Origin of the sequence: Campylobacter sp. IFREMER_LSEM_CL908 (assembly GCF_025771545.1) — a bacterium.
Taxonomy (GTDB): Bacteria; Campylobacterota; Campylobacteria; order Campylobacterales; family Campylobacteraceae; genus Campylobacter_D; species Campylobacter_D lari_D.
In genome coordinates this window covers 65,897-90,969 of record NZ_JAKMQK010000006.1, presented here as the reverse complement: position 1 = coordinate 90,969, position 25,073 = coordinate 65,897, and the positions used below count along the sequence as shown (strand labels likewise).

The 25,073-nt window shown below is 26.9% G+C and carries 25 protein-coding genes and 3 tRNA genes; 13 read left to right on the top strand and 15 right to left on the bottom strand.

Annotated elements, in window-relative coordinates; genetic code table 11:
• A partial coding sequence (locus L8U04_RS03710; protein WP_263709474.1) for an inverse autotransporter beta domain-containing protein occupies nucleotides 1-3,324 on the bottom strand: 3,324 nt, incomplete at its 3' end.
• A gap of 740 nt (nucleotides 3,325-4,064) precedes the next feature.
• On the opposite strand from L8U04_RS03710, the gene L8U04_RS03705 reads away from it, so the two are divergent.
• Nucleotides 4,065-4,232, top strand: a complete 168-nt coding sequence (locus tag L8U04_RS03705) for a hypothetical protein (RefSeq protein ID WP_263665610.1) — start codon at nucleotides 4,065-4,067, stop codon at nucleotides 4,230-4,232.
• A gap of 823 nt (nucleotides 4,233-5,055) precedes the next feature.
• Nucleotides 5,056-5,280 carry a hypothetical protein gene (locus L8U04_RS03700; protein ID WP_263709473.1) on the top strand — a complete coding sequence of 75 codons (225 nt, stop codon included), beginning with the start codon at nucleotides 5,056-5,058 and terminating at the stop codon, nucleotides 5,278-5,280.
• Nucleotides 5,281-5,419: 139 nt separating this feature from the next.
• Here the strand turns inward: L8U04_RS03700 and L8U04_RS03695 are convergent, their stop codons facing one another.
• On the bottom strand, nucleotides 5,420-7,114 hold the full coding sequence (locus tag L8U04_RS03695; RefSeq protein ID WP_263709472.1) for a KAP family NTPase: 1,695 nt from the start codon (nucleotides 7,112-7,114) through the stop codon (nucleotides 5,420-5,422).
• Nucleotides 7,115-7,437: 323 nt separating this feature from the next.
• On the opposite strand from L8U04_RS03695, the gene L8U04_RS03690 reads away from it, so the two are divergent.
• The 4 genes from L8U04_RS03690 to L8U04_RS03675 all read left to right on the top strand — a co-directional run bounded on the left by L8U04_RS03690 (nucleotide 7,438) and on the right by L8U04_RS03675 (nucleotide 8,523).
• Nucleotides 7,438-7,653 carry a hypothetical protein gene (locus tag L8U04_RS03690; protein WP_263709470.1) on the top strand — a complete coding sequence of 72 codons (216 nt, stop codon included), beginning with the start codon at nucleotides 7,438-7,440 and terminating at the stop codon, nucleotides 7,651-7,653.
• A complete protein-coding gene (locus tag L8U04_RS03685) occupies nucleotides 7,653-7,859 on the top strand; it encodes a hypothetical protein (protein ID WP_263709467.1) in 207 nt (68 codons plus the stop codon). The genes L8U04_RS03690 and L8U04_RS03685 overlap by 1 nt, the downstream gene beginning before the upstream one ends.
• 242 nt (nucleotides 7,860-8,101) lie before the next feature.
• Complete coding sequence (locus L8U04_RS03680) at nucleotides 8,102-8,317, top strand: hypothetical protein (protein ID WP_263709470.1); 216 nt, start codon at nucleotides 8,102-8,104, stop codon at nucleotides 8,315-8,317.
• Nucleotides 8,317-8,523: a hypothetical protein gene (locus L8U04_RS03675; RefSeq protein WP_263709467.1), complete on the top strand. Its 207-nt coding sequence runs from the start codon at nucleotides 8,317-8,319 to the stop codon at nucleotides 8,521-8,523. The genes L8U04_RS03680 and L8U04_RS03675 overlap by 1 nt, the downstream gene beginning before the upstream one ends.
• A gap of 206 nt (nucleotides 8,524-8,729) precedes the next feature.
• Here L8U04_RS03675 and L8U04_RS03670 read toward each other — a convergent pair whose 3' ends face one another.
• The gene (locus tag L8U04_RS03670; RefSeq protein ID WP_263709464.1) at nucleotides 8,730-8,912 is read right to left on the bottom strand and encodes a hypothetical protein; all 183 of its coding nucleotides are present in this window, start codon (nucleotides 8,910-8,912) and stop codon (nucleotides 8,730-8,732) included.
• Nucleotides 8,913-9,136: 224 nt separating this feature from the next.
• On the opposite strand from L8U04_RS03670, the gene L8U04_RS03665 reads away from it, so the two are divergent.
• From L8U04_RS03665 to L8U04_RS03655, 3 genes are all read left to right on the top strand, one after another.
• On the top strand, nucleotides 9,137-9,352 hold the full coding sequence (locus L8U04_RS03665; protein ID WP_263709460.1) for a hypothetical protein: 216 nt from the start codon (nucleotides 9,137-9,139) through the stop codon (nucleotides 9,350-9,352).
• 9 nt (nucleotides 9,353-9,361) lie between these two features.
• Nucleotides 9,362-9,592, top strand: coding sequence for a hypothetical protein (locus L8U04_RS03660; protein ID WP_263659978.1), 231 nt, complete (start codon nucleotides 9,362-9,364; stop codon nucleotides 9,590-9,592).
• A gap of 1,652 nt (nucleotides 9,593-11,244) precedes the next feature.
• Nucleotides 11,245-11,385, top strand: a complete 141-nt coding sequence (locus tag L8U04_RS03655) for a hypothetical protein (protein ID WP_263659977.1) — start codon at nucleotides 11,245-11,247, stop codon at nucleotides 11,383-11,385.
• Between the two features lie 653 nt (nucleotides 11,386-12,038).
• Here L8U04_RS03655 and L8U04_RS03650 read toward each other — a convergent pair.
• Nucleotides 12,039-12,114 (bottom strand) — tRNA-Met (locus L8U04_RS03650).
• 13 nt (nucleotides 12,115-12,127) lie between these two features.
• Nucleotides 12,128-12,202, bottom strand: a tRNA-Gln gene (locus tag L8U04_RS03645).
• Nucleotides 12,203-12,307: 105 nt separating this feature from the next.
• Between L8U04_RS03645 and L8U04_RS03640 the strand changes: the two genes are divergently transcribed.
• Nucleotides 12,308-13,330, top strand: a complete 1,023-nt coding sequence (locus tag L8U04_RS03640) for a bifunctional 3,4-dihydroxy-2-butanone 4-phosphate synthase/GTP cyclohydrolase II (RefSeq protein ID WP_133319265.1) — start codon at nucleotides 12,308-12,310, stop codon at nucleotides 13,328-13,330.
• Here L8U04_RS03640 and L8U04_RS03635 read toward each other — a convergent pair.
• From L8U04_RS03635 to L8U04_RS03615, 5 genes are read right to left on the bottom strand one after another with little or no spacing between them, the layout of a single operon-like run.
• The gene (locus tag L8U04_RS03635) at nucleotides 13,320-14,270 is read right to left on the bottom strand and encodes an SAM-dependent methyltransferase (protein ID WP_318529480.1); all 951 of its coding nucleotides are present in this window, start codon (nucleotides 14,268-14,270) and stop codon (nucleotides 13,320-13,322) included. The two genes, L8U04_RS03640 and L8U04_RS03635, sit on opposite strands and share 11 nt — an antisense overlap.
• Nucleotides 14,271-14,272: 2 nt before the next feature.
• Entirely contained in the window at nucleotides 14,273-15,079 is an 807-nt protein-coding gene (locus L8U04_RS03630; protein ID WP_263659975.1) for a M23 family metallopeptidase, read from the bottom strand.
• On the bottom strand, nucleotides 15,076-17,070 hold the full coding sequence (gene glyS / locus L8U04_RS03625; RefSeq protein ID WP_263709458.1) for a glycine--tRNA ligase subunit beta: 1,995 nt from the start codon (nucleotides 17,068-17,070) through the stop codon (nucleotides 15,076-15,078). Before glyS ends, L8U04_RS03630 begins: the two co-directional genes overlap by 4 nt.
• A 34-nt stretch (nucleotides 17,071-17,104) precedes the next feature.
• Nucleotides 17,105-17,245, bottom strand: coding sequence for a hypothetical protein (locus L8U04_RS03620; RefSeq protein ID WP_087685579.1), 141 nt, complete (start codon nucleotides 17,243-17,245; stop codon nucleotides 17,105-17,107).
• Nucleotides 17,245-18,687 (bottom strand): alanine/glycine:cation symporter family protein, encoded by a 1,443-nt coding sequence (locus tag L8U04_RS03615; RefSeq protein ID WP_220566768.1) that lies wholly within the window; start codon nucleotides 18,685-18,687, stop codon nucleotides 17,245-17,247. Before L8U04_RS03615 ends, L8U04_RS03620 begins: the two co-directional genes overlap by 1 nt.
• Nucleotides 18,688-18,910: 223 nt before the next feature.
• On the opposite strand from L8U04_RS03615, the gene L8U04_RS03610 reads away from it, so the two are divergent.
• Together L8U04_RS03610 and L8U04_RS03605 are read left to right on the top strand one after the other, a co-directional pair.
• Complete coding sequence (locus L8U04_RS03610) at nucleotides 18,911-19,663, top strand: amino acid ABC transporter permease (protein ID WP_133319270.1); 753 nt, start codon at nucleotides 18,911-18,913, stop codon at nucleotides 19,661-19,663.
• Nucleotides 19,656-20,384 (top strand): amino acid ABC transporter ATP-binding protein, encoded by a 729-nt coding sequence (locus L8U04_RS03605; RefSeq protein WP_263661710.1) that lies wholly within the window; start codon nucleotides 19,656-19,658, stop codon nucleotides 20,382-20,384. Before L8U04_RS03610 ends, L8U04_RS03605 begins: the two co-directional genes overlap by 8 nt.
• On the opposite strand, the gene L8U04_RS03600 is transcribed toward L8U04_RS03605, so the two are convergent.
• The 4 genes from L8U04_RS03600 to L8U04_RS03585 all read right to left on the bottom strand — a co-directional run bounded on the left by L8U04_RS03600 (nucleotide 20,381) and on the right by L8U04_RS03585 (nucleotide 22,852).
• Complete coding sequence (locus L8U04_RS03600) at nucleotides 20,381-20,848, bottom strand: tRNA (cytidine(34)-2'-O)-methyltransferase (protein WP_257928077.1); 468 nt, start codon at nucleotides 20,846-20,848, stop codon at nucleotides 20,381-20,383. The two genes, L8U04_RS03605 and L8U04_RS03600, sit on opposite strands and share 4 nt — an antisense overlap.
• A gap of 14 nt (nucleotides 20,849-20,862) precedes the next feature.
• Nucleotides 20,863-20,939 (bottom strand) — tRNA-Arg (locus L8U04_RS03595).
• Nucleotides 20,940-20,981: 42 nt separating this feature from the next.
• Nucleotides 20,982-21,998: a sensor histidine kinase gene (locus L8U04_RS03590; protein ID WP_263709457.1), complete on the bottom strand. Its 1,017-nt coding sequence runs from the start codon at nucleotides 21,996-21,998 to the stop codon at nucleotides 20,982-20,984.
• Between the two features lie 2 nt (nucleotides 21,999-22,000).
• Entirely contained in the window at nucleotides 22,001-22,852 is an 852-nt protein-coding gene (locus tag L8U04_RS03585) for a DUF234 domain-containing protein (protein WP_263660601.1), read from the bottom strand.
• A 58-nt stretch (nucleotides 22,853-22,910) separates the two neighbouring features.
• Here L8U04_RS03585 and L8U04_RS03580 point away from each other — a divergent pair, with 58 nt between their 5' ends.
• Nucleotides 22,911-24,176, top strand: coding sequence for an aminotransferase class V-fold PLP-dependent enzyme (locus tag L8U04_RS03580; RefSeq protein WP_263709456.1), 1,266 nt, complete (start codon nucleotides 22,911-22,913; stop codon nucleotides 24,174-24,176).
• Here L8U04_RS03580 and L8U04_RS03575 read toward each other — a convergent pair whose 3' ends face one another.
• Nucleotides 24,177-24,935 (bottom strand): basic amino acid ABC transporter substrate-binding protein, encoded by a 759-nt coding sequence (locus tag L8U04_RS03575; RefSeq protein ID WP_220566763.1) that lies wholly within the window; start codon nucleotides 24,933-24,935, stop codon nucleotides 24,177-24,179.
• Nucleotides 24,936-25,073 lie beyond the last annotated feature (138 nt).

The following is a 25,073-nucleotide window of genomic DNA, read 5'->3' as shown; positions in this document are numbered from 1 at the left end:
ATCTAATGTTTTCCAAAAACTGACTTTATAAGAAGGATATTCTATTTTTGGAGTATATATAGTTCCATCTATATAAGTTAATGTTTTAGTGAGGTTTTGGCCTAAGGTATTTACACTAATTACAGGGTTAGTTTTAAATGGAGCTTTAGAAGTAATAACTGCCTTAGCTTCACCACTAGCATTAAATACTTTATCAGTCTTAGTTAAAGTAGCACCCCCACTTAAACTCCATTCTATTTTTTCATTAGGTTTACCACCTTTTAAAGTTACTTCGGCATTTTTATTAGGTTCTGCAATGATAGTACTTGGATCAGCATTAAAGGAAATAGCGTATTGATAAAGTTTGATTTTATCTAAATTAAGCTCCTTTTTAACACTACCTTGTTCGATATAATTAAACTTAATAGCAATATCTTTAACACTATAATCACTAATACCACTAAATTCTAAAGTAGCTTCACCTTTATTATTAACATTAAAGCTTTCTTTTTTAGCTTTTACTCCTTTACTTCCACTGATTTTATCAATAGTGGAATTTGGTAATAAACCGCTTATTTTAATATTAAAATCATCTATATAATCTATAGTTTTTTCTTGGGTTTTAAAGCTTGGATATTCTACTTTAGGAGTATATTCTTTAATCTCATAAGGCAATTCTTTTTTAAGATCTTTAGTCATAGTTTTAACTTCTAAATTTGGATTAACTTTAAATGGAGCTTTAGAAGTGATAACTGCCTTAGCTTCACCACTAGCATTAAATGTTGCTTCTTGATTGCTTAAAGTAGCGTCTCCACTTAAACTCCATTCTATTTTTTCATTAGGTTTACCACCTTTTAAAGTTACTTCAACATGATCAAGTTTTGGATCTTTTAAAGCTTTGTTATTATCACTTTCATAAGCATGAATTTTGTCTTTACTAAAACTAATGCTTGGGGTATATTGGTGGAGTTTGATTTCTCCACTTACTTCTTGAGTGCTAGCTGCGCTTTGATTATAAGTAGCAATGATTTGTAATCTTTTAATATTGAAATCTTTTACTCCTTCAAATACTACCTTACTCTCACCTTTATCATCAGCTGTACTTTCTTTATCGTTACTAATTCTTAAAGTTTTATTGCTTTGTATATCTTTAGCTTTCCATAAAACTTTTGTTTTTGGCATTAAACCTTTAAGTTTTACTTCAAAGTCGCTTTTATAATCAATCATTCCTTTTTCAAAGTCTTGATAAGTCACAGGATCTTTTCCAGCAGGAAGCTCCATAGTGGCTGTATAATTTTTAATCTCTAAATCTTTACTTCTTTCTTTTACTAATTCATCACTCATATTCTTAGCAATGATTTTTACTTTTTCATTTCCACTAAGTCCTATGATTTCTACATTACTCTCACCTTTATCATCAGCTATTAAATTAAGCTCCTTAGTAGTTTTATCTTTATCAACAAATAAAGCATTATCTCCTTGTATACTCCATTTAACTTTTGTAGAATTAGCTTTTAAGTTTTTATAACTTGCATGAGTTTTTTCTTTATTACCTATAATAGCTTTATCTAAGATAATATCATTATCTCCATAAATTGCTATTTGAACAAATGTTTTTAAAGTAACTCCCAATACATTAACAATGATTTCAGCTTTTTCTTTATCTTTCATGTTTACATCAGGTTTATAGATGATATTTGAATTTCCATCTTTATCAGTTTTATCTGAATTTGGCGTTTTTTCTAAACTTCCTTTACCATTTAATTTCCAATGAATTGCCAAATCACCTGCTAAATCATTTCCTGTAAATGTGATTAGAGATTTTTCATATCTTTGTATATTAGAAGGTTTAGCAAATATCCTAAAGTCTTCTTTTGGAGCTATGATAGTAATAGGGAAACTTTCTTGAGCATTCCCTGCTTTAGCAATTAAATTGGTTTGATGGACTCCATAAGAATGGATTATTTTTACAAAAACTTTTCCATTACTATCAGTAATATAATGATTTCCATCTTTTAAGATTACACTTTTTTGTTCAGGAGTTACACTCATAGCAACATTTTTAACTGCTTGATTAAAGCCATCTTTAAGCATAATACAATGAGTATTACCTCCCAAATTTCCGCAATAAGAAATATGATAAGTATTGTTAATAGCTTTATATTCAAGCACCATAGAATAATCTCTATCTATAAAATGAGTTCTAGAGCCTTCAATGGTATTATTTATACCTGCTAATTTTGTATCAAAAGCGTGTTTGAAGGCATCTTTATCTAAAGGTATGTTAAAATTCATAGCTATATTTGTGCCTTGTTTATCACTTTCATTACTTCTTTTATGGCTTAGCGAAAAAGTTAATGCAGGACAAGGTGAGTAAGTAATACCTCCTTCATACACCAAAGGATTTTTTTCTAAATCTTCATAGCAGTTTACATTGCCAAATGGAGCTACTTTTTCTCCATACCATTTACTCATATTAGCAAAAATAGCTACATTACTCATAGAAGGAAAAGCATATTTAATACCCATATCCCAGCCATTAGCAGGGCGTTCTAAGAAAGTTAGATCATTATTTGCATTTTTAAAATCATAACTACTAACCCAATCACTTAATCTTTGATAAATATTAGCATGGAAAGCTAGTGTATCTAACATACTTTCAAAGCCCAAAGATATTCTTTTATGCTCTCTGCTAAAATCATGATCATAAACTAAATTTAATCCTAGCATGATATTTCCTGAATTATCTAATGCTAATGCATTAGGATAATATCTTATACCACCACCAAAATGACCTATGATTCTATTATTATCATATCCACCTATACCGCTTTGTAAAAAATAAGATATTTTTGGATTATCTTCACTCATAATAGGTAAAAGAACTTTAGCATTACCACTTAAACCACCTCTATCATTATAGTTTAAATTAAACTCACTATTAATGGAGTGATTAAGAGTATGTAAATATTCTTGGATTAAAGTATTAGCTTGTAAGCTTAAATAATTGCTTGCTAAATCTCTTATAAACTCATCTCTTTCTTTACTATCTTTGGCATTATATACATTACCTATAGTTTGAATAACATTAACAACCTTATTAGATAATTCTTCATCTTCTTTACTAAGATTAGAATCTTTCTTTGGTTTTTCTTCTAATAGCTTTTTGACTCTTGGGTCAATGCTATTATATTCTTTAAGTATTTGCTTTTGATCATGGTTTACATGATTAAGTGCAAGAGTTTGATTGTTATCTATAATGATTTTATCTTGATTTTTTAAAATCATTATTTGAGAAAAAAGAAAAGTGTGAATGAGTAAAACAAATAAAAGCGTTTTTTTCATATCCCCCCCCCCCCCGAATCCTTTGCATAAAATTTTTTATTTGTGATGAGAATATGATAACACAAAAAATACAAAAGTGATAAAAAAGTTATAAAAATATTGAAAAATAGCCAAAAAATTAATAAATATAATAATTATTTATAAATTATAATCAAAATTACTCTTATTTTTTATTAAAAAAATGCAAATAGATTTATTATTATTTAAATATATATGAAAAAAACTTATCATTTACTTTTTAAAAATAATGAAAAATAAGCTTTTTGAATTTTTATATTTATATTTTATTATACTATTTAACATTTTTAAAAGTATTAGTATTTAGTATTTTTAGATAACAGTGTAAGGTGTATTTATCATATTTGGTATATAAAGTATAAATACTAAGCTTATATATAGTAATAAATAAAGAGTATAAATACCTTATTATACTCTTTAGATAACTACAATATAGAGTTTTTGTATAAATTTGATAATAGTTGTTATAATCTTAAAATTACTTATTAAAAAAATATATTTAATTATAATTTGTATGTTTTTATAATTTGGATAATAGGTAAAAGAATATATATAATATTTAACAGAAAATAAAAAGTGATTAAATAAAGTTAGATATATAAAGATATTTATAGTTTTATATGTTATTTTTATAAATTAAAACAAACATATTTCACAATTAAGCAAGATTAGCACAACCAAGAATTATTTAGAAACAAAAATTTTTTGAGAAATATAAAAAAATGTCTTTAAGTAAAAAAGAATTTGCTAAAGTATTAGGCGTTTCTTCAGGAATTATTGATAATCTAAGAAGAAAAGGTAAAATACAATCTATGGAAGTATCTTGCTATGTATTATTTTCCATTGAAGAAATAGCTAAAGTTGTATCAGGGATTAAATCTTTAAAATGAGATTTAACTATACAAATTATTGAATTTTCAAAAGTATATGTTATTTAGATATTTAATTTCTAAAGTATGGATACTTAGGTGTTTGATTAATAAACCATACGCTTTCTAAATCCACCATTACTTCTCTATCACGAATTATTACCACAATTAAAATCTTTTGACAAATTAAAAAAAATATTTTTTGTACACACTTTAAAGGAAAATCAGTGATTAAGAGCTTAAAAAAATTTAACTGTTGATAAAAAACTTATATCAAAGTGCTTGTACTAAAAATTTATATATTGAAGCTAGGATTTTTCATGGAAATATTGATAAGAATTTTTATTTTAGATATAAACTTAATAAAAAGGGTGTTCTTTTAAAATAGGAAAATATCCTATAACCATATTAACACGAGCGAGAGAGATTGCAAATGATTATAACGACATGCTATCATAAGGCATTAATCCAAAAGAACATATTCAAAAAGAAAATACTAAAAATCAAAATATAAAAAAGCACTTTATGGTACTAATAAAGTTCAAAGTTATAAAACTTCACAGATGAAGCAAGATTTAAAGAATTATTACTTACGATTAATAAGTATTTTTACAAAAATTTCTTTGCAAATTAGTCCATATTTATTTTTTAAGAAGTGCTAATATTAGAAATTTAGAATAAAAAGAAGTAGATTTTGAGAAAAAAATTAATAAAGTTAAAGCAAGAGAGGATTTTATTATTCCGCTAAGTCAGAGTGTTTTAGGCTTGCTTTTATATGTTAAAAATTTTTCTTACTCAGATTCAAAATATGTTTTTTTCAAATGATATAAGTAAATATAAAATAATGAGTGAAAACACATTAAATCAAGCCATTAAAAGATTAAGTTTTGGTGATAAAATACTATATCATGGTTTTAGAGCTACTGCTTCAACTTTTCTTTATGAGTATAAAAATATTCATAAACAAGATAGTGAAGTTATAGAACTATGTTTAGATCATAGAGAAAGAAATAAAGTAAAAGCAGTATATAATAGAAGCTTAAGACTTGATGATAGAGAAGAGAGTTAATGCGATGGTGGAGTGATTTTATTGATAAATTAAAAAGAGATAAGTGGTTTAATTTTATAATGTTTGTAAATTATAAACACATAAGAACTTTTTAATTTTTGTAAATTTAATAGTATTTTATTGAATATCTTTAACGCAATTATTCTATTAGTAGCTTTCTTAATACACTATTTTGTGAATTTATATATTTTAAAACAACACTTTTTTTTATTTTATTTTCATCTAAATCTAAGAAATCTAAATAAGCTTGAAATAAATTATTATTTAAATCATCATCAAATTTATGACTTACAACCATATTCATAGAAAAATGATTAAAAAATTTCTTACAAAAATCGTTATTATTTTTAAATAGCTGTACTAACTCTTCTTTTTTAAAAAAATTATATTGCTTGATTGCTTCGAGATAAAAACTATTTTCTATATTTTCATAGCTATTAATAAGAGCATTAATATTTTCATATTTGCTTGTTTTGTATTTTTCTTTGGTATCTTCATAATAATCTTTCCATTTTTCATTTTCTAATAATTTTAAAAGTGCTATGTCAGATCTATAATCATGATTAAGATCAAACTTAAATTCTTCCATAACAAGAGCTTCTATATAGTGCTGATTGATTTTTTCTTCTATGTCGCTTAATTTTTTCTTTGTAATTTGTGTGTAGGTTGAAAGTAAAATTTGATAAAAACCATAAGGAAAGTGTGTCATTCCATTTTTTAAATAAAAGTCTATTTTTAGGAGTGAATTTTCAATATCTTTTACAAATTGTTTATCACTTAAATTACCTACCAAATATTCTATCTCGCAGTTTTGAAGTTTATAATAAAGATCAATTTTTAAAGTTTGATAAAAATCGCGTCTTAGTTGGTATTTTTCTTCTTTATTTAAATAAAACATATTTTTTAGGTATTGTTCATAAAGATGATAATCTGAAGATAAGTCGTTTTCTTCTATTTTAATAGAAAGATATTTTTTAGTTTGAAATATTAATGAGATATAGCTTAATTTTAGAGCATCTGAAAATGTTTTTTTATTTTCATACTTGCAAAACAATAAAAAACATTGCGTATTAAAATAATCTATATGTTCTAACACATGATATAATAATCTTAGATTTCCATTGCATTGTTCTTTATATCTTTCGAAAATAATATTTTCAATAATATTTCTTATCTCATCTGTAATTTTAGTATATTTATTTATTCTATCTTTTATGATTGCTTTTGCTACTTCATCATTGTCTTTTATCGTTATTTCACAATCAATAACCTTCTCTTTGTATATTTGATACCAGTTTTTACTATTATATTGTTTGGCTTGTTCTTCTTTATTATTTTCAATCAAAATGCCATCTTGTTCTTTTAATTCTTCCTCATGAAAAATCACAACAACATTACATTCTTTTTCTTCTTTAAGTAAATTTACAAGTCCTAAAATTTCTTTCAAAGAAAGATTATCAGATCTTCTTTCTATATTATCGAAACACACAATAATATTATAAAAGTCTTCCTTTTTTAAAAAGGAAAAAATAGCATCACTATCTATATCTATTAAGCCGCCACTTATACTTTTAACCAAACCTTCTAAACCTTTAAAAGTTGTTTTGGTAATTTTATTATAATCTCCATGTAGGCTTACAACTATTTCTTCTAATATTTGCTTATAACTTTCTTTGCCAAAAAGATCTATATAGACAACTTTTTTATCTTTAGAAAGTTTCTTTTCAACTTGTTTCCATAAATAAGTTTTACCTATACCCCAAGATCCATTTATAGCTAAACATTTTTTAGATTTTTTATTTAAAAAATTTGCGATAGTGTCAATCTTATTCATTATACACTCCTATAAAATATTTATGTAATTATATAAAATTATTTAAGTTTTCTATGTAACTATCCTCCAAACCTTAAAGCTATAGATAGTTACATATTCTTTTTAAAATACCCCTTACAGCTACGCACTCAGACAGCCTTTCTTTTTTTAAAAAATATATAAAAAAATACATACGCATACGCGAGAGAAAAAACAAAAAAAGTTGAGTAATTTTTTTTCAATGTTTAAACAAATTTTTGTTTTTTCTGTTATTTAATATTAAATTAATTTTTTGACTTTTATAATTATTCATATATCAAAAATAATCATAGAAAGACTCAAAAATGAAAAAAATTATCTTAGGTTTAGCAGTTATTGCTTCATTATCTAGCGTTGCTTCAGCTTTAAATCATAGTTATCATAGCAAGAAAAATTTTAATAATTCACAACAAGAATATATAGAAGGTAGAAGTATAACTTGTGCAACTTTTCATAATTGCCAGACAATACATCAACCTATTTATCAAGATGCTTTTTGCAAATGGAAAGGATATTGTTAATGTTTGTTAATACTTGTCACGGCTTGGTAGATACCAAAGTAGAATATCGAGATAAACCTGCATTAGAAGAGGCGATTGCTAAACAGCAAGAAGATACAAAAAAAGTAGAAGCTGAAGCTAAAAAAGAAGAACAAAGTAATTCTACAAATGCTGATAATCAAGCAAATACTAGCAAAAAAGATCGGCTTTTAGATATATCTGCTTAATCTTAATATTAGGGTAGTGGGTTTTGTCCATCTTCCGTGCTACGCACTCAGACAGCCTTTCTTTTTTTTAAAAATATATAAAAAAATACATACGCATACGCGAGAGAAAAAACAAAAAAAGTTGAGTAATTTTTTTTCAATGTTTAAACAAATTTTTGTTTTTTCTGTTATTTAATATTAAATTAATTTTTTGACTTTTATAATTATTCATATATCAAAAATAATCATAGAAAGACTCAAAAATGAAAAAAATTATCTTAGGTTTAGCAGTTATTGCTTCATTATCTAGCGTTGCTTCAGCTTTAAATCATAGTTATCATAGCAAGAAAAATTTTAATAATTCACAACAAGAATATATAGAAGGTAGAAGTATAACTTGTGCAACTTTTCATAATTGCCAGACAATACATCAACCTATTTATCAAGATGCTTTTTGCAAATGGAAAGGATATTGTTAATGTTTGTTAATACTTGTCACGGCTTGGTAGATACCAAAGTAGAATATCGAGATAAACCTGCATTAGAAGAGGCGATTGCTAAACAGCAAGAAGATACAAAAAAAGTAGAAGCTGAAGCTAAAAAAGAAGAACAAAGTAATTCTACAAATGCTGATAATCAAGCAAATACTAGCAAAAAAGATCGGCTTTTAGATATATCTGCTTAATCTTAATATTAGGGTAGTGGGTTTTGTCCATCTTCCGTGCTACGCACTCAGACAGCCCCCGCACCCCAATTATCGCAAATCATAGCACCTTAACAGGTGCGATTTGCTAAAGCACCAAAAAGGAAAACTATCTATTAAACCCAAACCCTCTATCGTTTCTTTTAGTTTTTGCTTGTTCAAAAGAATTTTCAAAAGCTCTTTGATATTTAAGCTCTTTTTCTATTCTTTCGGCTTTTAATGGAAATATTTCTTTTAACTGCTCCACGCTTAAATTTTTTTTCGCACCATCTGCCTATTTCTTTTAGTCGAGTTTCTAATCTTTCATTATTTGTCTTGTGTGTTTCAAACAAAGCTCTTAAAGTATCTCTATCATCTTTGACTTTATCCACTTAATATTTCACTATCTCCTATCACATAGACTTTTGTGAAAATCCATCCCCTGCTTTTTTTAATATATAAAAACGCATACGCGCGAGAAAAAACAAAAAAAGTTGAGTAATTTTTTTCAATATTTAAGCAAATTTTGTTTTTTCTCTTATTTAATATTAAATTAATTTTTTGACTTTTATAATTATTCATATATCAAAAATAATCATAAAAAGGCTCAAAAATAATGAAAAAAATTATCTTAGGTTTAGCAGTTATTGCTTCATTATCTAGCGTTGCTTTAGCTTTAAATCATAGTTATCATAGCAAGAAAAATTTTAATAATTCACAACAACAAGATGGAATTTTAACTTGTGAAAATTTTCATAATTGCCAGACAATACATCAGCCTATTTATCAGCATCAAGCTTGTGCTAAATTAGGTATTTGTATAAATCACTAAAGGATAATGATGGGATTAGTATATTCTCAATGTTGTAATCAAGTTATTGATACAAGCTTGCGTTATACAGCAAAACCACTATTAAAACTTGAAGAAGCTAAATTTGAACAAGAAAAAAAAGTTGAGAATGATAATACAAAAAAAGTAGAAGCTGAAGCTAAAAAAGAAGAACAAAGCAATTCTACAAATACAGATAAAGCAGACAATAAAAAAGATCAGCTTTTAGATATATCTGTTTAATCTTAATATTAAGCGGCAGACTTTGTCCGTGCTCCGTGCTACGCACTCAGACAGCCCCCGCACCCATTTTAGCACAAAACATATGGCACCTATAAGGTGTATTTTATTTAGAGAAGAAAAGGTGCTTCTTTTGAAAACCTTATCTTGCTTCTTCTCTTCTTCATCACGGTGATTGCTATTTAATGGCATTAAAAGCTGTATTTTTAAAAGTGTTTAAAAAAGATTTTCTAAATCATTCATTTGTGTAGTTTCTTTGATATTTACAACCGCACTCCATTTATAGTTTTTTTACTTAAAAATTTTATCCTATAAGTTTGATATATTTTTCATAGCATTATTTATGATTTCATTTTTTAACGCAATTGTTTGTTTAAAATAACTAAGTGATGAAAATCTTTATTATGTTGGATTTGTATAAAATTGGATTTTAAAATTAATACTATATATTTATCTCATTGTCATGTTTATCTATAATTATTTTAAAATAATTGATAATTTTTTCAGGATTTTTATTCCATTTCTTCAAATGTTTAAAAATCAAAACTGCTATATTTATTTTAAGCTTCATTGTAGTTGGTTTTAACAAGACCAAATCAGTGATTTACATATAAATATGGCTTAGTTATATCAATCAAGTGATGAAGAAGATTATATTTTTTAAAAAAGAAAGAATTTTACTTGTAGTTCATACTATATAGAAGGCAGTACGGCTTACATTATTTCAACATCAAACTTAATCAATATTTTTTAAAGATTATTGCAGTGGTTAGATGTTTATTATCTTTAATATTCAAGAAGAGTATAAAATAAATTTTATTTCATGTTATCAACTTAGAAAACAAGAGTATAATTTATTCTTATATCATTTAATGACTCATAAAAAAAGAGAGAGTAATCATTAATAAATCTTGATTATTATTACAATAACATAATAATTGCTACAATATACCTTAGAATAATTATACAAAATATTTTAAAATTAATTTCTTATACTTATTTTGTATTGCTTCAATGTGAAGATTAAAAACATCAAGATAAAATATTATCACACAAGTTCGAACACATTTGGCACTTTCTTAGTTAATAAAACTACTATCTTTTATTTACCAATCAAGAAATATTTGATTAATAAAACTAACTAAGGAATATTTATCCAAACAGATTATCTATTTAGATGTATAAAAGGATTTGCTAAATTAAGAGAATATAGTTATATTTTTGAAATAAAACATAAAATAATAGAACAAAGAATAAAAATTATATCTTTCATAAGCATCATGGTTTAAAAGCTACTTTAGAAGCTTTTAATATAGATAAAAAGATACTTTTTAGAAAACAAGAAATTTATCACAAAAATAATGATAATTTAAATACCCTAAATACAAAATACACTAAAGTAAAAAATATAAGAAGTTCTTTTGATTTGGAAATTACTTTAAATATTAAAAGACTTAGGCATATTTATATAAATTTAGATAAAGAAAGATTGTATTATTTTTTAAAGCCTACCTCCTAGTGTTTCCACCATAGGAAGAATCATCTCTAAAGATAAAATGAGAATAACACTTACAAGAATTAATTATCTAGGCCAAAATAAAAGCTACAAGAGAAAGTTAAAAATAGATAACTAAAAAAATCTTAAAACAACTCCTATGAATACTTGGGCAATAGATACTATAAAATATGTCAATAATAAAATAAAATATATACTTACTATGATAGATTTAGTTACAAGAATTGATTATACTGTAGCTTTATCTCCTAAAAAGACAAGATATACTAGCATATCTTAAAAGTTTTGTTATTATCTTAAAAACTAATAATCCTCATAAAAGAATTTAGTATACTCACAGATAATGGCTGTGAATTTAAAAAACTATGAATGTTTTATTTAAAGAACTTAACACTACTCATTATTGTACTTATCTAAAGAATCTTAGAATGAATATTCATAATGAAATATTTAATAAAACCTTAAAAGAAGCATTTGTTAATCATTATAAAGATTTATTATTTATAGATCTTAAAGAATTTAATCAAGAAATGATTAAGTAGTTAGCAGCTTATAATACTATCTTGTTATATCCAGCTTTAAAATATAAAGTTTCCTCATTTGCACTTCATCAATTAAGAAATATTTTTCTTTGTTAGACTTTAAATCAATATTGTTTTTTTCTTGCAGTCTAAAAATTTTAATACATTACCTATTTAGCAAAAAATATCATTTTTTTACATTTTTACAATAAAATACAAAGCATGTGCAACATTAATTATAAATCATACGCCTATTAAACTCGCCATTTATTCTTGTTAAATATATTTTATCTATTTTATTCTTTGTATTGCATTTTTAAAATTTCAATAATTTTAGAAATTTTAAATTAATTTGATTTCAATATTGCTAAAAAACATCTGTTGAAATAGATTATAAGTTATTTTTATATAATGGTTGCGAAGGGGAGATTTGAACTCCCGACCTTCGGGTTATGAGCCCGACGAGCTAACCACTGCTCTACTTCGCGGCATCATATGAAGTGGATGGGGTAAAGGGATTCGAACCCCTGAATGACAGGACCAAAACCTGTTGCCTTACCGCTTGGCGATACCCCAATAGAAATTTTTTATTTAAATTAAAAGTGATATTATATATTATTTTTTATACAATGTCAAGAAAAATGCTATAATATTTTTAAAATATTTTCAAGGAATGATTTTATGGGATATATAAGTATAGAACAAGCTATAAAAGAACTTCAAGATGGTAAGATGTTGGTAATGGTGGATGCAGAAGATAGGGAAAATGAAGGGGATTTGATTTTCCCTGCACAATTTAGCTCACAAGAAAAAGTAAATTTTACCATCACTCACGCAAGAGGTGTGGTATGTGTAGCATTAAGTGAGAACTTAGCTAAAAAATTTGAACTACCTTTAATGGTACCTAAAAACACATCAAATCACGAAACAGCTTTTACCATCACTGTCGATGCAAAAAATGCAACAACAGGAGTAAGTGCTTACGAAAGAGATATGACTATACAAATTTTTGCTGATGATAATGCAAAGGCGAGTGATTTTGTGCGTCCTGGACATATTAATCCTTTGATAGCAAAAAAAGGTGGAGTTTTAGAAAGAACGGGCCATACAGAAGGAACAGTGGATTTATGTCGTTTGGCAGGATTAAAAGAAGCATGCGTAATATGTGAAATTGTTAAAGATAATGGAGATATGGCTAGAAGAAGCGATTTGCTTGAGTTTTGCAAAAAACATGATATTAATATGATTACTATTTCAGATTTAATCGAGTATCGTTTAAAAAATGAAAGTTTGATTTCTTTAATTAAAGAAGAAGAAAGTATTTTAGCAGGTTTTAAAGCTAAAAAAATGACTTTTAAAGATCACAATGAAAATGAACACATAGCTTTTAGCTTTGGCACTTTGAAAGAATGTGAAAATGTTAAATTTTATCTTAGTGGAAGCGACTTTGAGCTTCTAACTTCTAATAAATTTAATGAATTATTAAAACAGATTGAATTTTTAAGTCAAAAAGGTGGTGTAATCATTTTCATGAAAAATGAAAAACAAGAAAACATACAATTTAAAAATTATGGCATAGGAGCGCAAATTTTAAGGTATTTAAAAATTTCAAAAATCAAACTTCTAAGTCAAAATACCGATAAAGAATTTATAGGCTTAAAAGGCTTTGGGCTTGATATTACAAGCAGTGATTTTAAAGCTTAAATTCTAAAAACTTAAACTTATCGCCAAAGTTAAACATCAAATTTTTACTTTGGTTGATAAAGTTTTTATAAATTTGGAGGTTAATATTTTTAACTTGCTCGATAATTTCTTCTAAGCCAAAATCAATTAAAGCTTGATTTTGATTTTTATATTCTAACACCTCAAAGCCCTCTTCTTTTAAAACTTGTAAAAAATGATCAAAATTTACATTATATGTAATATCACTTTTAGCAAAAAAATCTTTTAAGTTTTCTTCAAAAAGATTATACACTTGGTGATTTTTATACATTCTAATACTAATTTTTTCTTCTTTTTTTGCATAATCAAAACATGCAAAAGTTAGTTTTTCACAGGTTTGTTTTAATTTGGATAAAAAGGGTTTATAAGAAATACAAAGCTCGCTATTAGTGATAGAATATTTTTCACATTCTTTTAAAAGATCTTCATTCATAGCTTTAAAAACAATGTTTAAATCATCATCAACATATGCCATTGTTCTATCTTTTATAAGCTCACACGCAAAACAATCAAATAATTCATTAGCGTAAAAAAAGGCGTTTTTAAAATGACATTCTTCTAAAGAATTATAAATTTTTACATCCAAATCATACTCATCAAAAAGTTTTTTTTGAACACATTTTAATTTTTCATGTGGCTCTACGATAAAACACTCAATCTGCTCTAAAATATCAGCCCTAAGAGTGTATAGAGCTTGTATAAAATCAAGCATTAAATGCCCTTCATTTGCCCCTATTTCTACAACTTCAACCGGTAAAATTAGCTTTTTATCATCTATAAGTTTTAAAAAATGATTAGCTAAGAGTGTTCCAAACAGATTTCCCACGCTAACTGCGGTATAAAAATCTCCATTTTTACCAACACTCACAGCTTGGGAGTAATATTTATCAATCCAATTTTGAAAAAACTCACTAAAAGCTATCATTATAAAGCATTAAATTTGACTATAAAATCAAGTGGATCAACTTGCACACCATTAACTAAAATTCCAAAATGCAAATGTGGCCCTGTAACCCTGCCGCTAGCTCCACTCAAACCTATAAGCTCACCCTTTTTTACCTTTTGTCCTACTTTTACATTAAGTTTTGATAGATGATAATACTGAGAATAAATCCCATATCCATGATCAATTACCACTGAATTTCCTGCATAATAACGATTTGAAGCAATCCTTACAATACCATCATTGCTAGCATAAATTTTTGTCCCACTTGCTGCTCTAAAATCAGTTCCGCTATGATAACTTTTAAGAGTATCATTAAACAATCTTGCTTTTCCAAAAGCACTTGTAATTTTACTTTCTAAAGGGTATGTAAAATTGCCTTCAAATAAAGCCATATTGGTATAAGTATTATAAACCTTAATAGCTTCTTGATATTCTTTGCTAATGCGATCAAGTGTTTCTTTAGGTGGATTAACCTTAGAAGCACTAACTTTTAAAAATTCTTTTTTATAGTTTCCTTCGCTAAATTTTATGTTAATTTCTTCTTTGGAATTATCTTTAAATTCAGCTATTAATTTTCTATCTTTAGGATTTTTATAAGGTATGGCTATACTAACAATGACTTTATTTTTATACTCAAAAAAAGGAAGTTTTTTAGAATTTGAGCTAATTTGTAAAAAATTATTTTTATCAAATTCTAAAAAAATTACTTGCCCTTTTACAAGCTCAATCTCTCTAGCTTCTAATGCAAATACCAAAAAACAAAGTAAAAAAAGAATTTTTCTCATACACTAAGCTCTTTAATATCAGCTATTTTTAAAAACTCACGATAAATTGCACATACTAAAGCTTGACGATTGTTTTTAATATTTTCATCTTTGTCATTAATCATTACTTTATCAAAAAAAGCATCAATTTGTGGTTTTAGTGCAAAAAGGCTTTCTAAAAGCTCTTGGGTATTATTTTCTTTTGTTTTACACTGCATAAAAGCTTGGTATAAATCTTTTTCCTCTTGAATGTTAAACAAATTTTCATTAATTTGAACTTCACTTAATATTGCAATATTTGCCAAGCGCTTAAAAGTAGCAAAATTTTGACTAAAATCTGCCTTATTTGCACTTTGTATTAAAGCTTTAATACAAGAATCAATATAAATAACATCATAAGTTTTAGAGCTAAGCACAGCTTTAACAAAAGAAGCATTAACCTCATAAAAAGTATATAAGCGCTCTAAGATAAAGTCTAATAAAATTTTCAAATCAAAGCTTTTATATTCACTAGCTATTACTTCTAAAAATATCTTAAGATCAAAATTTTTATTTAAAGCTAGAATAATTTTTAAAACACCATTTGCTGCTCTTCTTAAAGCATAAGGATCTTTTGTACCACTTGGGATTTTCCCCATTGAAAAAAGCCCCATGAGTGTATCAAATTTATAAGCTAAAGCTACAGTAGAACTAAATTCATTACTTGGCATAGCTGAATTATCGCCATTTGGAAGATATTGTTCTTTAATCGCCAAAGCAAGCTCATCGCTCATACCCATAGCTTTAGCATAATAAGATCCCATAATACCTTGAAGATCAGTAAATTCATACACCATTTGAGTGCTTAGATCAGCTTTTGAGTATTCTATGGCTTTTAAGATTTCATCTTTTTGAGTATTAGCAAAAACTTCACAAAGCTTAGTAGCGATTTTTTGCTCTCTAATGATTTTATCTTTTAAGCTTCCAAGTCCTTCAAGATATACCATTTGACTTATTTTATCATTATTTAAGCCCTGTGCTAAGTCATTTTTCCAAAAAAACATCGCATCGCTCAATCTTGCTCTTAAAACCCTTTCATTTCCATTAATGATTTTAGAATAATCTTTACAAACCGCATTAGAAACTACGATAAAATGATTGCTTAAAGTATTGTTTTTAAATACTGCAAAATAGCGTTGATTTTCTCTCATAGAAGTAATTATCACTTCGCTTGGGATTTCTAAATACTCTTTTTCAAAATGCCCTAATAATGCCTTTGGATACTCTGTGATAGCTACAACTTCAGCTAAAAGCTCATCATCTTCTGCAATAGTAATATCATTTTCTTTTTCAAGTGTCTTTAACTGCTCAATAATAAGCTTTTTTCTTTGTTCTTGATCTAAAATAATATAATTTTGCTCTAGAGTTTTAAGATACTCATCAATATTTGAAAAAGGTATTAAATCATAACTAACACTTCTATGAACAAAAGTGCTTTTTGCGCTTTTAACGCCATAGCTTTCAAATTCAATCAATTCATCATTTAAAATACAACAAAGCGAGCGAATAGCTCTGATAAATTCAAAGCTACCATCACCCCATCTCATAGTTTTACCAAAACTCAAGCTTTTTAAAAAAGCCTCGATCATTTGAGCTAAAACCACCTTGCTTTGCAAGCCTTGTACTTGTTTTTGACAATACAATACTTCTTTACCCTTAATTTCTTTAAATTCAAGCTCTTCTTCTTTTAAACCACTTTTTTCTAAAAAACTAAGCCCTGCTTGAGTAAGCTTTCCATCTTTATAAGCTATCGCCCTAGGTGCACCTATAAATTCCACAAAAGAATCATCTTGTTTTTCTTTAAAATTTTCATGAATAAAAACTAATCTTCTAGGAGTATAGAAAAATTTAAATTCAGATTCTAAATGATACTCTTGTAAAATCTTTTCCCATTTTTTAGTAATATTTGGAAGTTCTTTTAATAAAGGAATAGCAGGAAGTTCTTCTGTACCTATTTCTATTAACAATTTCATTTTACACTCTTTTTTAAAAATTTTTTAGTGTATTTTACCTATTTTTTTTAAAATCTTTCTTTGTTTTTAATTTTTCTTCTCTTTGTTTGGCTTTTTCTTGCATTTGGCGGTTAAAGCCAAACACAAGAAAAACCATAAAAGCTACAAACAAAGCAATAATAATATAATCTATCATTAGTCCCAACACTCTGCGTTTTTAATACCAAGCTTTGAAGCACTAAACACTGGATCTCTACCTTGTCTTTTTTGCTCGCTAAAATCTTTTAATACCTTTTTCACTATACCACCAAGCAATAAAATAGAAATGATATTAATCGTAGCCATAAACGCCATAGTAGTATCAGCTAAATCCCACGCAAATTTTAAATCCATATTTGCACCAATAAAAATCATAAGCACGGCACTTGCTTTAAAAAGATTAATAATAATAGGATTTTGAGTAAGGTATTTAATATTTGCTTGAGCATAATAATAATTTCCTATCAAAGAAGTAATAGCAAATAAAACTATACTAACAGTAGTAAAATGTACACCTAGATTTCCATAATATTCTTTCATGGATTCTTGCACTAAAGGTAGTGCTGTTAAAATAGGCTTACCGTCTACACCAATATTATTAGCATAAGCAAGTGAAAATAATACCAAAAATCCTGAACTTGTACAAATAATCACATCAATTAACACAGAAAATGCTTGAATAACCCCTTGTTTTGCAGGGTGAGTTGTAAGAGCTGAAGCTGCTGCATTTGGTGCTGAACCCATACCTGCTTCATTAGAAAATAATCCTCTTTTTATACCTATAACTAAAGCAGAACCTGCAAATCCACCAAAAATAGCTTCAAAATCAAAAGCACTTTTAAAAATCATAGAAAACACTTCAGGAATTTTATCAAAATTCATAAACATCGCTATAATAGATAAACCAACATAAATCATCGCCATAATAGGAACGATAACCGAACTTACTTTACCTATTTTAGTATGATCACCAAAAAACATATAAGCAGCAAAAATAGCCAAAATAGCCCCTATTACAATAGGCCACCAACTTTGCGAAAAACTTACTTCACTAGCATCAACCATACCTTTATAATAAAACTCAAATGCTGAAGTCATAGTTTGACTTTGAAGTCCATTAAATCCATAAGCATAAGTAATGATTAAAATCACCGCAAAAACAGCTCCAAGCCATTTTAAATTTAAAGCTTTACTAATATAATAAGCAGGGCCACCTTTAAAACTTTTTCCATCACGACTTTTATAAACTTGTGCTAAAGTGCTTTCTGCAAAAGCTGAAGCGCCACCAAAAAATGCCATAGCCCACATCCAAAACAAAGCGCCAGGTCCGCCCAAAACAACTGCTACTGCAATACCTGCAATATTTCCTATACCAACTCTTGAAGCTGTTGAAATCATCAAAGCTTGAAAAGGAGTAATATGGTGTTTTTCATGTTTTTCTTGCTTTTCTGTCAAAATGTCAAACACATAAGGAAGCATTCGAAATTGCACAAAACCTGTCAAATAACTATAATAAAACCCTACAATAATAAGCAAAATAACCAAAATGGAATAATACTGATTATTTACAAAGCCAACAAATTGGGATATTAAATCCATATTTATCTCCTTTTTATAATTTAATCGAGTGTAAATTTATCATAAAAAAATGAATTTGCTACAAAAAAATATAATTTTATATTAATTTTATTTTATTTTTTACAGCTATGTGAAAATTTAACTCACGATATTTACCAAAAAAACACATAAAAATGCTTTTAAGTAAAAAGAAAACTTAATTTTTATACACTTAGTTTTTTTAAAATTTTATAAGGTGTTTAAATTGAAACAAAATACGATGAAAATTTTTGTATTTTTTGCCATTATTGTTTTTTGGGCTTATTTTTCATTTCCTATTGAAATTTTACAAGTTAAAGATCAAAATGGCTTAGCTACAGGAGAATATGCTTATACTATAGAAGCCAAAGCTTATGTTCATAGTTACTTCACAACACTTGGTTTAACAGTAGGTGGAATTTTAATAGGAATAGCACTTGGTTTTTTCCTAGCATTTTTAAGATTTTTAGAAATCCAAAGTTTAAATTTCATCATAGATGAATACATAGACATTATACGCGGAACCCCTCTGCTTTTACAGCTTTTGATTTTTTCAGTAGTGATTTTTGCTACTTGGAGTGATAATTTTTATGTAGCTATTATTGCACTTGGACTTAATAGTTCTGCTTATGTAGCTGAAATCGTAAGAAGTGGAATTCAAAGTGTAGACAAAGGACAAATGGAAGCATCAAGAGCAATGGGGCTTAATTATTCTGCTTCTATGAGACTAATCATCTTTCCGCAAGCAATTAAAAATATTTTACCTTCTTTAATGAATGAATTTATTTCTTTATTTAAAGAAACTTCAATAGTGGGCTATATTAGCGTTATGGATATTACCATGCAAAGTAAAAGCTTACAAGCAATTTATTACAACCCTAAACCTATTATTTTTACAGGACTTGTATATTATGTAAGCGTTAAAATTTTAACACTGATTGCAAGATTTATAGAAATGAGATTAAACAAACATGATTAAAATAGAAAATTTGATTAAAAAATATGGAGATTTAGAAGTTTTAAAAGATATTAGTATTGAAGTACATAAAGGTGATATTATTGCTATTATAGGGCCTAGTGGAGGTGGAAAAAGTACTTTTTTACGCTGTTTAAATAAACTTGAAACACCAGATAGTGGTAATATTTATATCAATAATATCAATATACTTGATAAAAAAACAGATATCAATAAAATTCGACAAAAAGTAAGCATGGTATTTCAACATTTTAATCTTTTTAATAATAAAAATGTTTTGGAAAATTTATGCCTAGCGCCAGTACAAACAAAAATCATGGGTAAAGATGAAGCAGTAAAAAAAGCACGAGAATTACTCAAAAAAGTTGGCTTAAGTGATAAAGAAAATTATTTTCCTCATAAGCTTTCAGGCGGACAAAAACAGCGTATTGCTATAGCAAGATCATTAATGATGAATCCTGATGTGATTTTATTTGATGAGCCAACTTCAGCTTTAGATCCTGAAATGATAGGTGAGGTTTTAAATATCATGAAAGAAGTAGCTAAAGAAGGTCTAACCATGCTTGTAGTTACACATGAAATGGGATTTGCAAGAAATGTAGCTAATCGAATTTTCTTTATGGATAAAGGCATTATAGCAGTAGATGAATGTCCTAAAATAGCTTTTGAAAACCCAAAAAATGAAAGATTGAAAGAATTTTTAAATCAAGTTTTAAATCATTAAAATTTTTCAAAAGAGGCAAAATTTTGCCTCAAAGCTTCATAACTCACTATGCCTACACTTGTAGCTAAATTTAAACTTCTACCACAATCTTTCATCGGTATAGTAATGGCATTTTCCCATTTTTTTTGCATTAAATCCATAGGCAAACCAAAACTTTCACTTCCAAAAAATAAAAAATCACCTTTTTGATAATTTACATCAAAATAAGCTTGAGTAGTTTTAGTTGTTGCAAAGAAAAATCTATCTTGAAATTTTTCATACTCTTTTAAAAAATCTTCTAAATTATCCCATAAAAAAGGATTTAATTTTTTCCAATAATCAAGCCCTGCTCTTTTAACTGCCTTTTCATCAATACTAAAAAGCGGATTGATAATATGTAAAGCAAAACCTGCATTAAAACACATTCTACCTATACTTCCTGTATTTTGTGGTATGCGAGGTTCAACTAAGACTATATGAAACATCTTTTTCCTTGAAATGGTGTCCCCAGCAAGGTTTGAACTTGCGGCCTCAGAATTAGGAATTCTGCGCTCTATCCAGCTGAGCTATGAGGACAAATATTTTTATTATTTTAAGAAAAAATTTATTTTATAGAGCTTAAATTTTAAGCTCTATAAAAAAACATTTTGGATTTTCATCAAAACCTAAAACTCCATTATGCGCATCAATAATTTGTTTTGATAAAGAAAGACCTAAACCATTACCTTTTAACTTAGTTGTTTTAAAAGCCTCAAAAACCATTTTTTTATCTTTGATACTTATACCATTATCATAAACTTTAATAAAAACCCTATCTTCTTTTTGTTCGCATTTAACCTTTATATAACCATCATCATTTTCGCTTTCTTCAATAGCATCTATGGCATTATAAAGTAAATTTTGCAAAACTAAAGCAAGTAAAGATTTATCTGCATTGATTTTTAAATCTAAAAATTCAAATTTAAAATCGATGCTAGCTAGATAATTATAAGCTCCAATAGCTTGCTCACACTCATCTTGTAACTCCTGTAAATTAAACTCATTTAAATTAACATGTACTCCTTTTGTAAAAAGTAAAGTAGAATTTACAATACGCTCTACTCTTGAAATTGCTTTTTGGATTTCTAAAACTATATGCTTATTTTTTAACTCACTTCTTTCAAACAAAGTAGAGCTTAATAAAGAAATAGAACCTATAGGATTGCGTATTTCATGTGCTAGGTGTGCTGCAACTGTTCCCATGCTAGCTAACCTTTCATTTCTTTTTTCATCACTAATATCTGTTGCATTTACTATAAGTTTATCAGTATGAGAGGTGATTTTGATTAGATAAAATTTATGATCAAACTCAAGCTCATAATGTGTTTTATCAAGATCAATGCATTCTAAAAGCTTTGGCTTTTGTGTAGCTAGGTTGTTTTGCAAAATAATATTTTTATTTGCGTCTAAAATCCACAAAGCCATAGGCAAAACCTCTATAATCTCACTTACCATTTGTCTTAATGCAGTGTAGTTTTCATTAAGTTGCTTATATTCATTTTCTATAACATAGGTTTGCTCTATTAAGGCTTTTAATCCTTGTTGTAAGTTTTCTTTTTCACTAGAATCTAAACTTTTTAAAATATTCTCATCCACACTTAATCCTTAATTAAAAATTGAAAATCTTCTAAAGTATATAAAAGCAAATTACGCTCCTTATTTAAAATAAGCTCTTTACTAAAGCCACTCTTTGAAAAAAGCACATATAAATTAGGTTGAATTTGCAACTGTTTTGCTTTACTTTTTAAAATATTTAAAACATTTTTACATATTTTTCTTTCTTTAAATTTAACTTCACCTAAAACACAAAAATTGTTTTCATGATAATACAAGTCTATTTCATGATAATAATTCCAAAAACTATACACTTGATCCACTTTAAGTTTTTTTGCTAAAAATTCTTTACATAAAAGTTCAAAAGTAAAACTTTGGTATTTTTCCAAATTTTCTTGGATAAGTTCCATTAATTCATTATATTTTTTCATCGCGATTAAATTAAGTTTAGGATATATAAAATAAAAGAAAAATCTTAATCCTTGATTTTTAAAAACAACCTTATCTTGTATATTATAAGAGCGTAACTCTTTTTTAACTTTCTGTCTTTTGTTTTTTATGATTGGCTTTTCTTGACTTTTTTCTAAGATCAAAATATTTTTCTCTAAAAGTTTATTAATAAGTCCTAGAGCCTGAAAATGCGGAATAGATTTATTAATAGAATAGCGTTTTCTATCGTTTTTACTTAAAACACTCAAAGCTTTTAAAGCATTCTCATCTAAATTTAAAGAAGCTAAAATATCAAAGGCTTTCAAAATAAAAACATTTAAGATATTTTCATATAAACTTAATTTCAAATCAAATTCAAACTCATCAAAAATACTATAAAAATCAAAAATACTTTCAAGCTCCAAAGTTTCACAGCGTTTTGAAAAATCACCAAATTTTATAATCACATCCTTAAAATAAATATTTTGTATGTTATAATTTTAACAAAAAATTAGAGGATTTTTTTTGGATATTGAAAAACTAAAACAAGATATTATTTTAAAAAAAGGAATATATTATTTTGATTTTACAGCTAGCGCTTTAGCACTAAAAAGCATAGAAAAAGAAATTAAAAAAATTCTTACCACCTATGCAAATACACATTCAGATAGCTCTTTAAATTCTTTTATCACACAACAGCATTATGAAAACGCAAGAATAAATTTAAAAAAATACCTTGAATTAGATGATAGTTTTGCTCTTATAGCTTGTGGGAATGGATCTTCAGCAGCTATAAAAAAATTTCAAGAACTTTTAGGTCTATATATACCACCACTTATTAAAGAAAAATATTTTAAAAATACAGACAAAAATACCTTACCTTTGGTTATAGTTGGACCCTATGAACACCATTCTAATGAACTTTCATTTAGAGAAGCTTTGTGTGAATGCGTTCGAGTGCCCTTAGATAAAAATGGAGAATTAGATTTTAATTTTTTAGAAAAATTATTACAAAAATCCAAAAACAGACAAATCATAGCAAGCTTTAATGCAGCTTCTAATGTTACAGGAATTTTAAGTGATTATAAAAAAATTTACACTTTAATCAAACAACACAACGGTATAGTTGCTTTTGATATTTCCACTTTAGCTCCTTATGCTAATTTAGATCCTAAATTTTACGATGCAGTGTTTATTAGCTCTCATAAACTACTTGGAGGTGTAGGATCTTGTGGCTTACTTGTTATCAAAAAAAATCTATGTGGCAATACCCCTAGCTTTGCAGCAGGTGGAACTGTGGGCTATGTTTCAAGAACATCTCAACAATATTTATGCGAAGTTGAAAATTTAGAAGAAGGTGGCACACCTGGAATTATTCAGCTTATTAGAGCAAGTTTGGCTTTTAAAATACGCAATGAAATAGGTTTAAAAAATATAGAAAAAAAAGAAAAAGAACTTTGTGAATATTTTTTCAAACAATGTACAAATTTTCCAAAAATGATCTTATATGCAAAAAATATCACTAATAGATTACCTATTTTTGCTTTTAATATAGAAGGAATTTCTCCTTTTGATTTAGCTTATAAACTAAGTAAAACTTATAAGATAGAAACAAGAGCAGGTTGTGCTTGTGCAGGACCTTATGGGCATGATTTACTCAATCTAAAAGACAATCAAGAATTAAAATCTAAACCAGGTTGGCTAAGAGTGGGTTTTCATTATACACATACAAAAGAAGATATAGAATATTTTTTTAAAGCCTTGAATATAAGTATCAAGGCTTTAAGTTAATTATTGTAAATCGTATTTTTCTACGATTTTTTGGTAAGTACCATCAGTTTTAACTTTTTCTAAGCCTGCATTAATTTTTTGAACAAGCTCGCTTTGTTTTCCTTTATCAAAAGCTATACAAAACCCTGAACTTCCATCATTTTCTTCTAAAAATGCTTCTAGCTCTTCATTAGTTTTTAAATAACCTTTACCAATATCTTTATCCGTTAAAACTGCATCTACTTTGCCAGCTTTTAAAGCTAAAATTGCTGCTAACATTTCTTCACTTGCAACTACTTGAGCATTTGGAATAGTCTTAGCAGCACTTTCTTGAATAGTTCCAAGTTGAACACCTATTTTTTTACCTTCCAAACTTTGTTTATCACTAATACTAGAATCTGTTTTTAATTTTAAATATAAATTTTTAGTATTGAAATAAGTATCACTAAAATCCATGCTTGCTAATCTTTGAGGAGTTGAACTCATAGCAGAAGCTATCATATCAATCTTTCCAGCTTTTAAGGCAGGAATTAAACCATCAAAACTCATATTTACCCATTCAAGTTTTAAATTTTCTCTTTTAGCAATTTCTTCCAATAAATCAACATCAAAGCCGGTAATTTTTGCATCTTTAATAAAATCAAAAGGAGGATAATTTGCAGCTATACCTACTTTATAAACTTTTTCACCAGAAGCACTAGCTTGATTTTTATCGCTTGAACAAGCACCTAAAGCTAATATACCAAATAACGCTAAAACAACATATAATATTTTTTTCATTTTTTTCCTTTGTTAAAATTAAAATAAAATTGATAAATGATTATAATGTGTTTAAACGCCTGTATTTCTTCATATCCGCCTCCTTTATAATAAATGTGAGCATAATTATAGCAGAAAAAAGTTTTTTGTAAAGAGTTG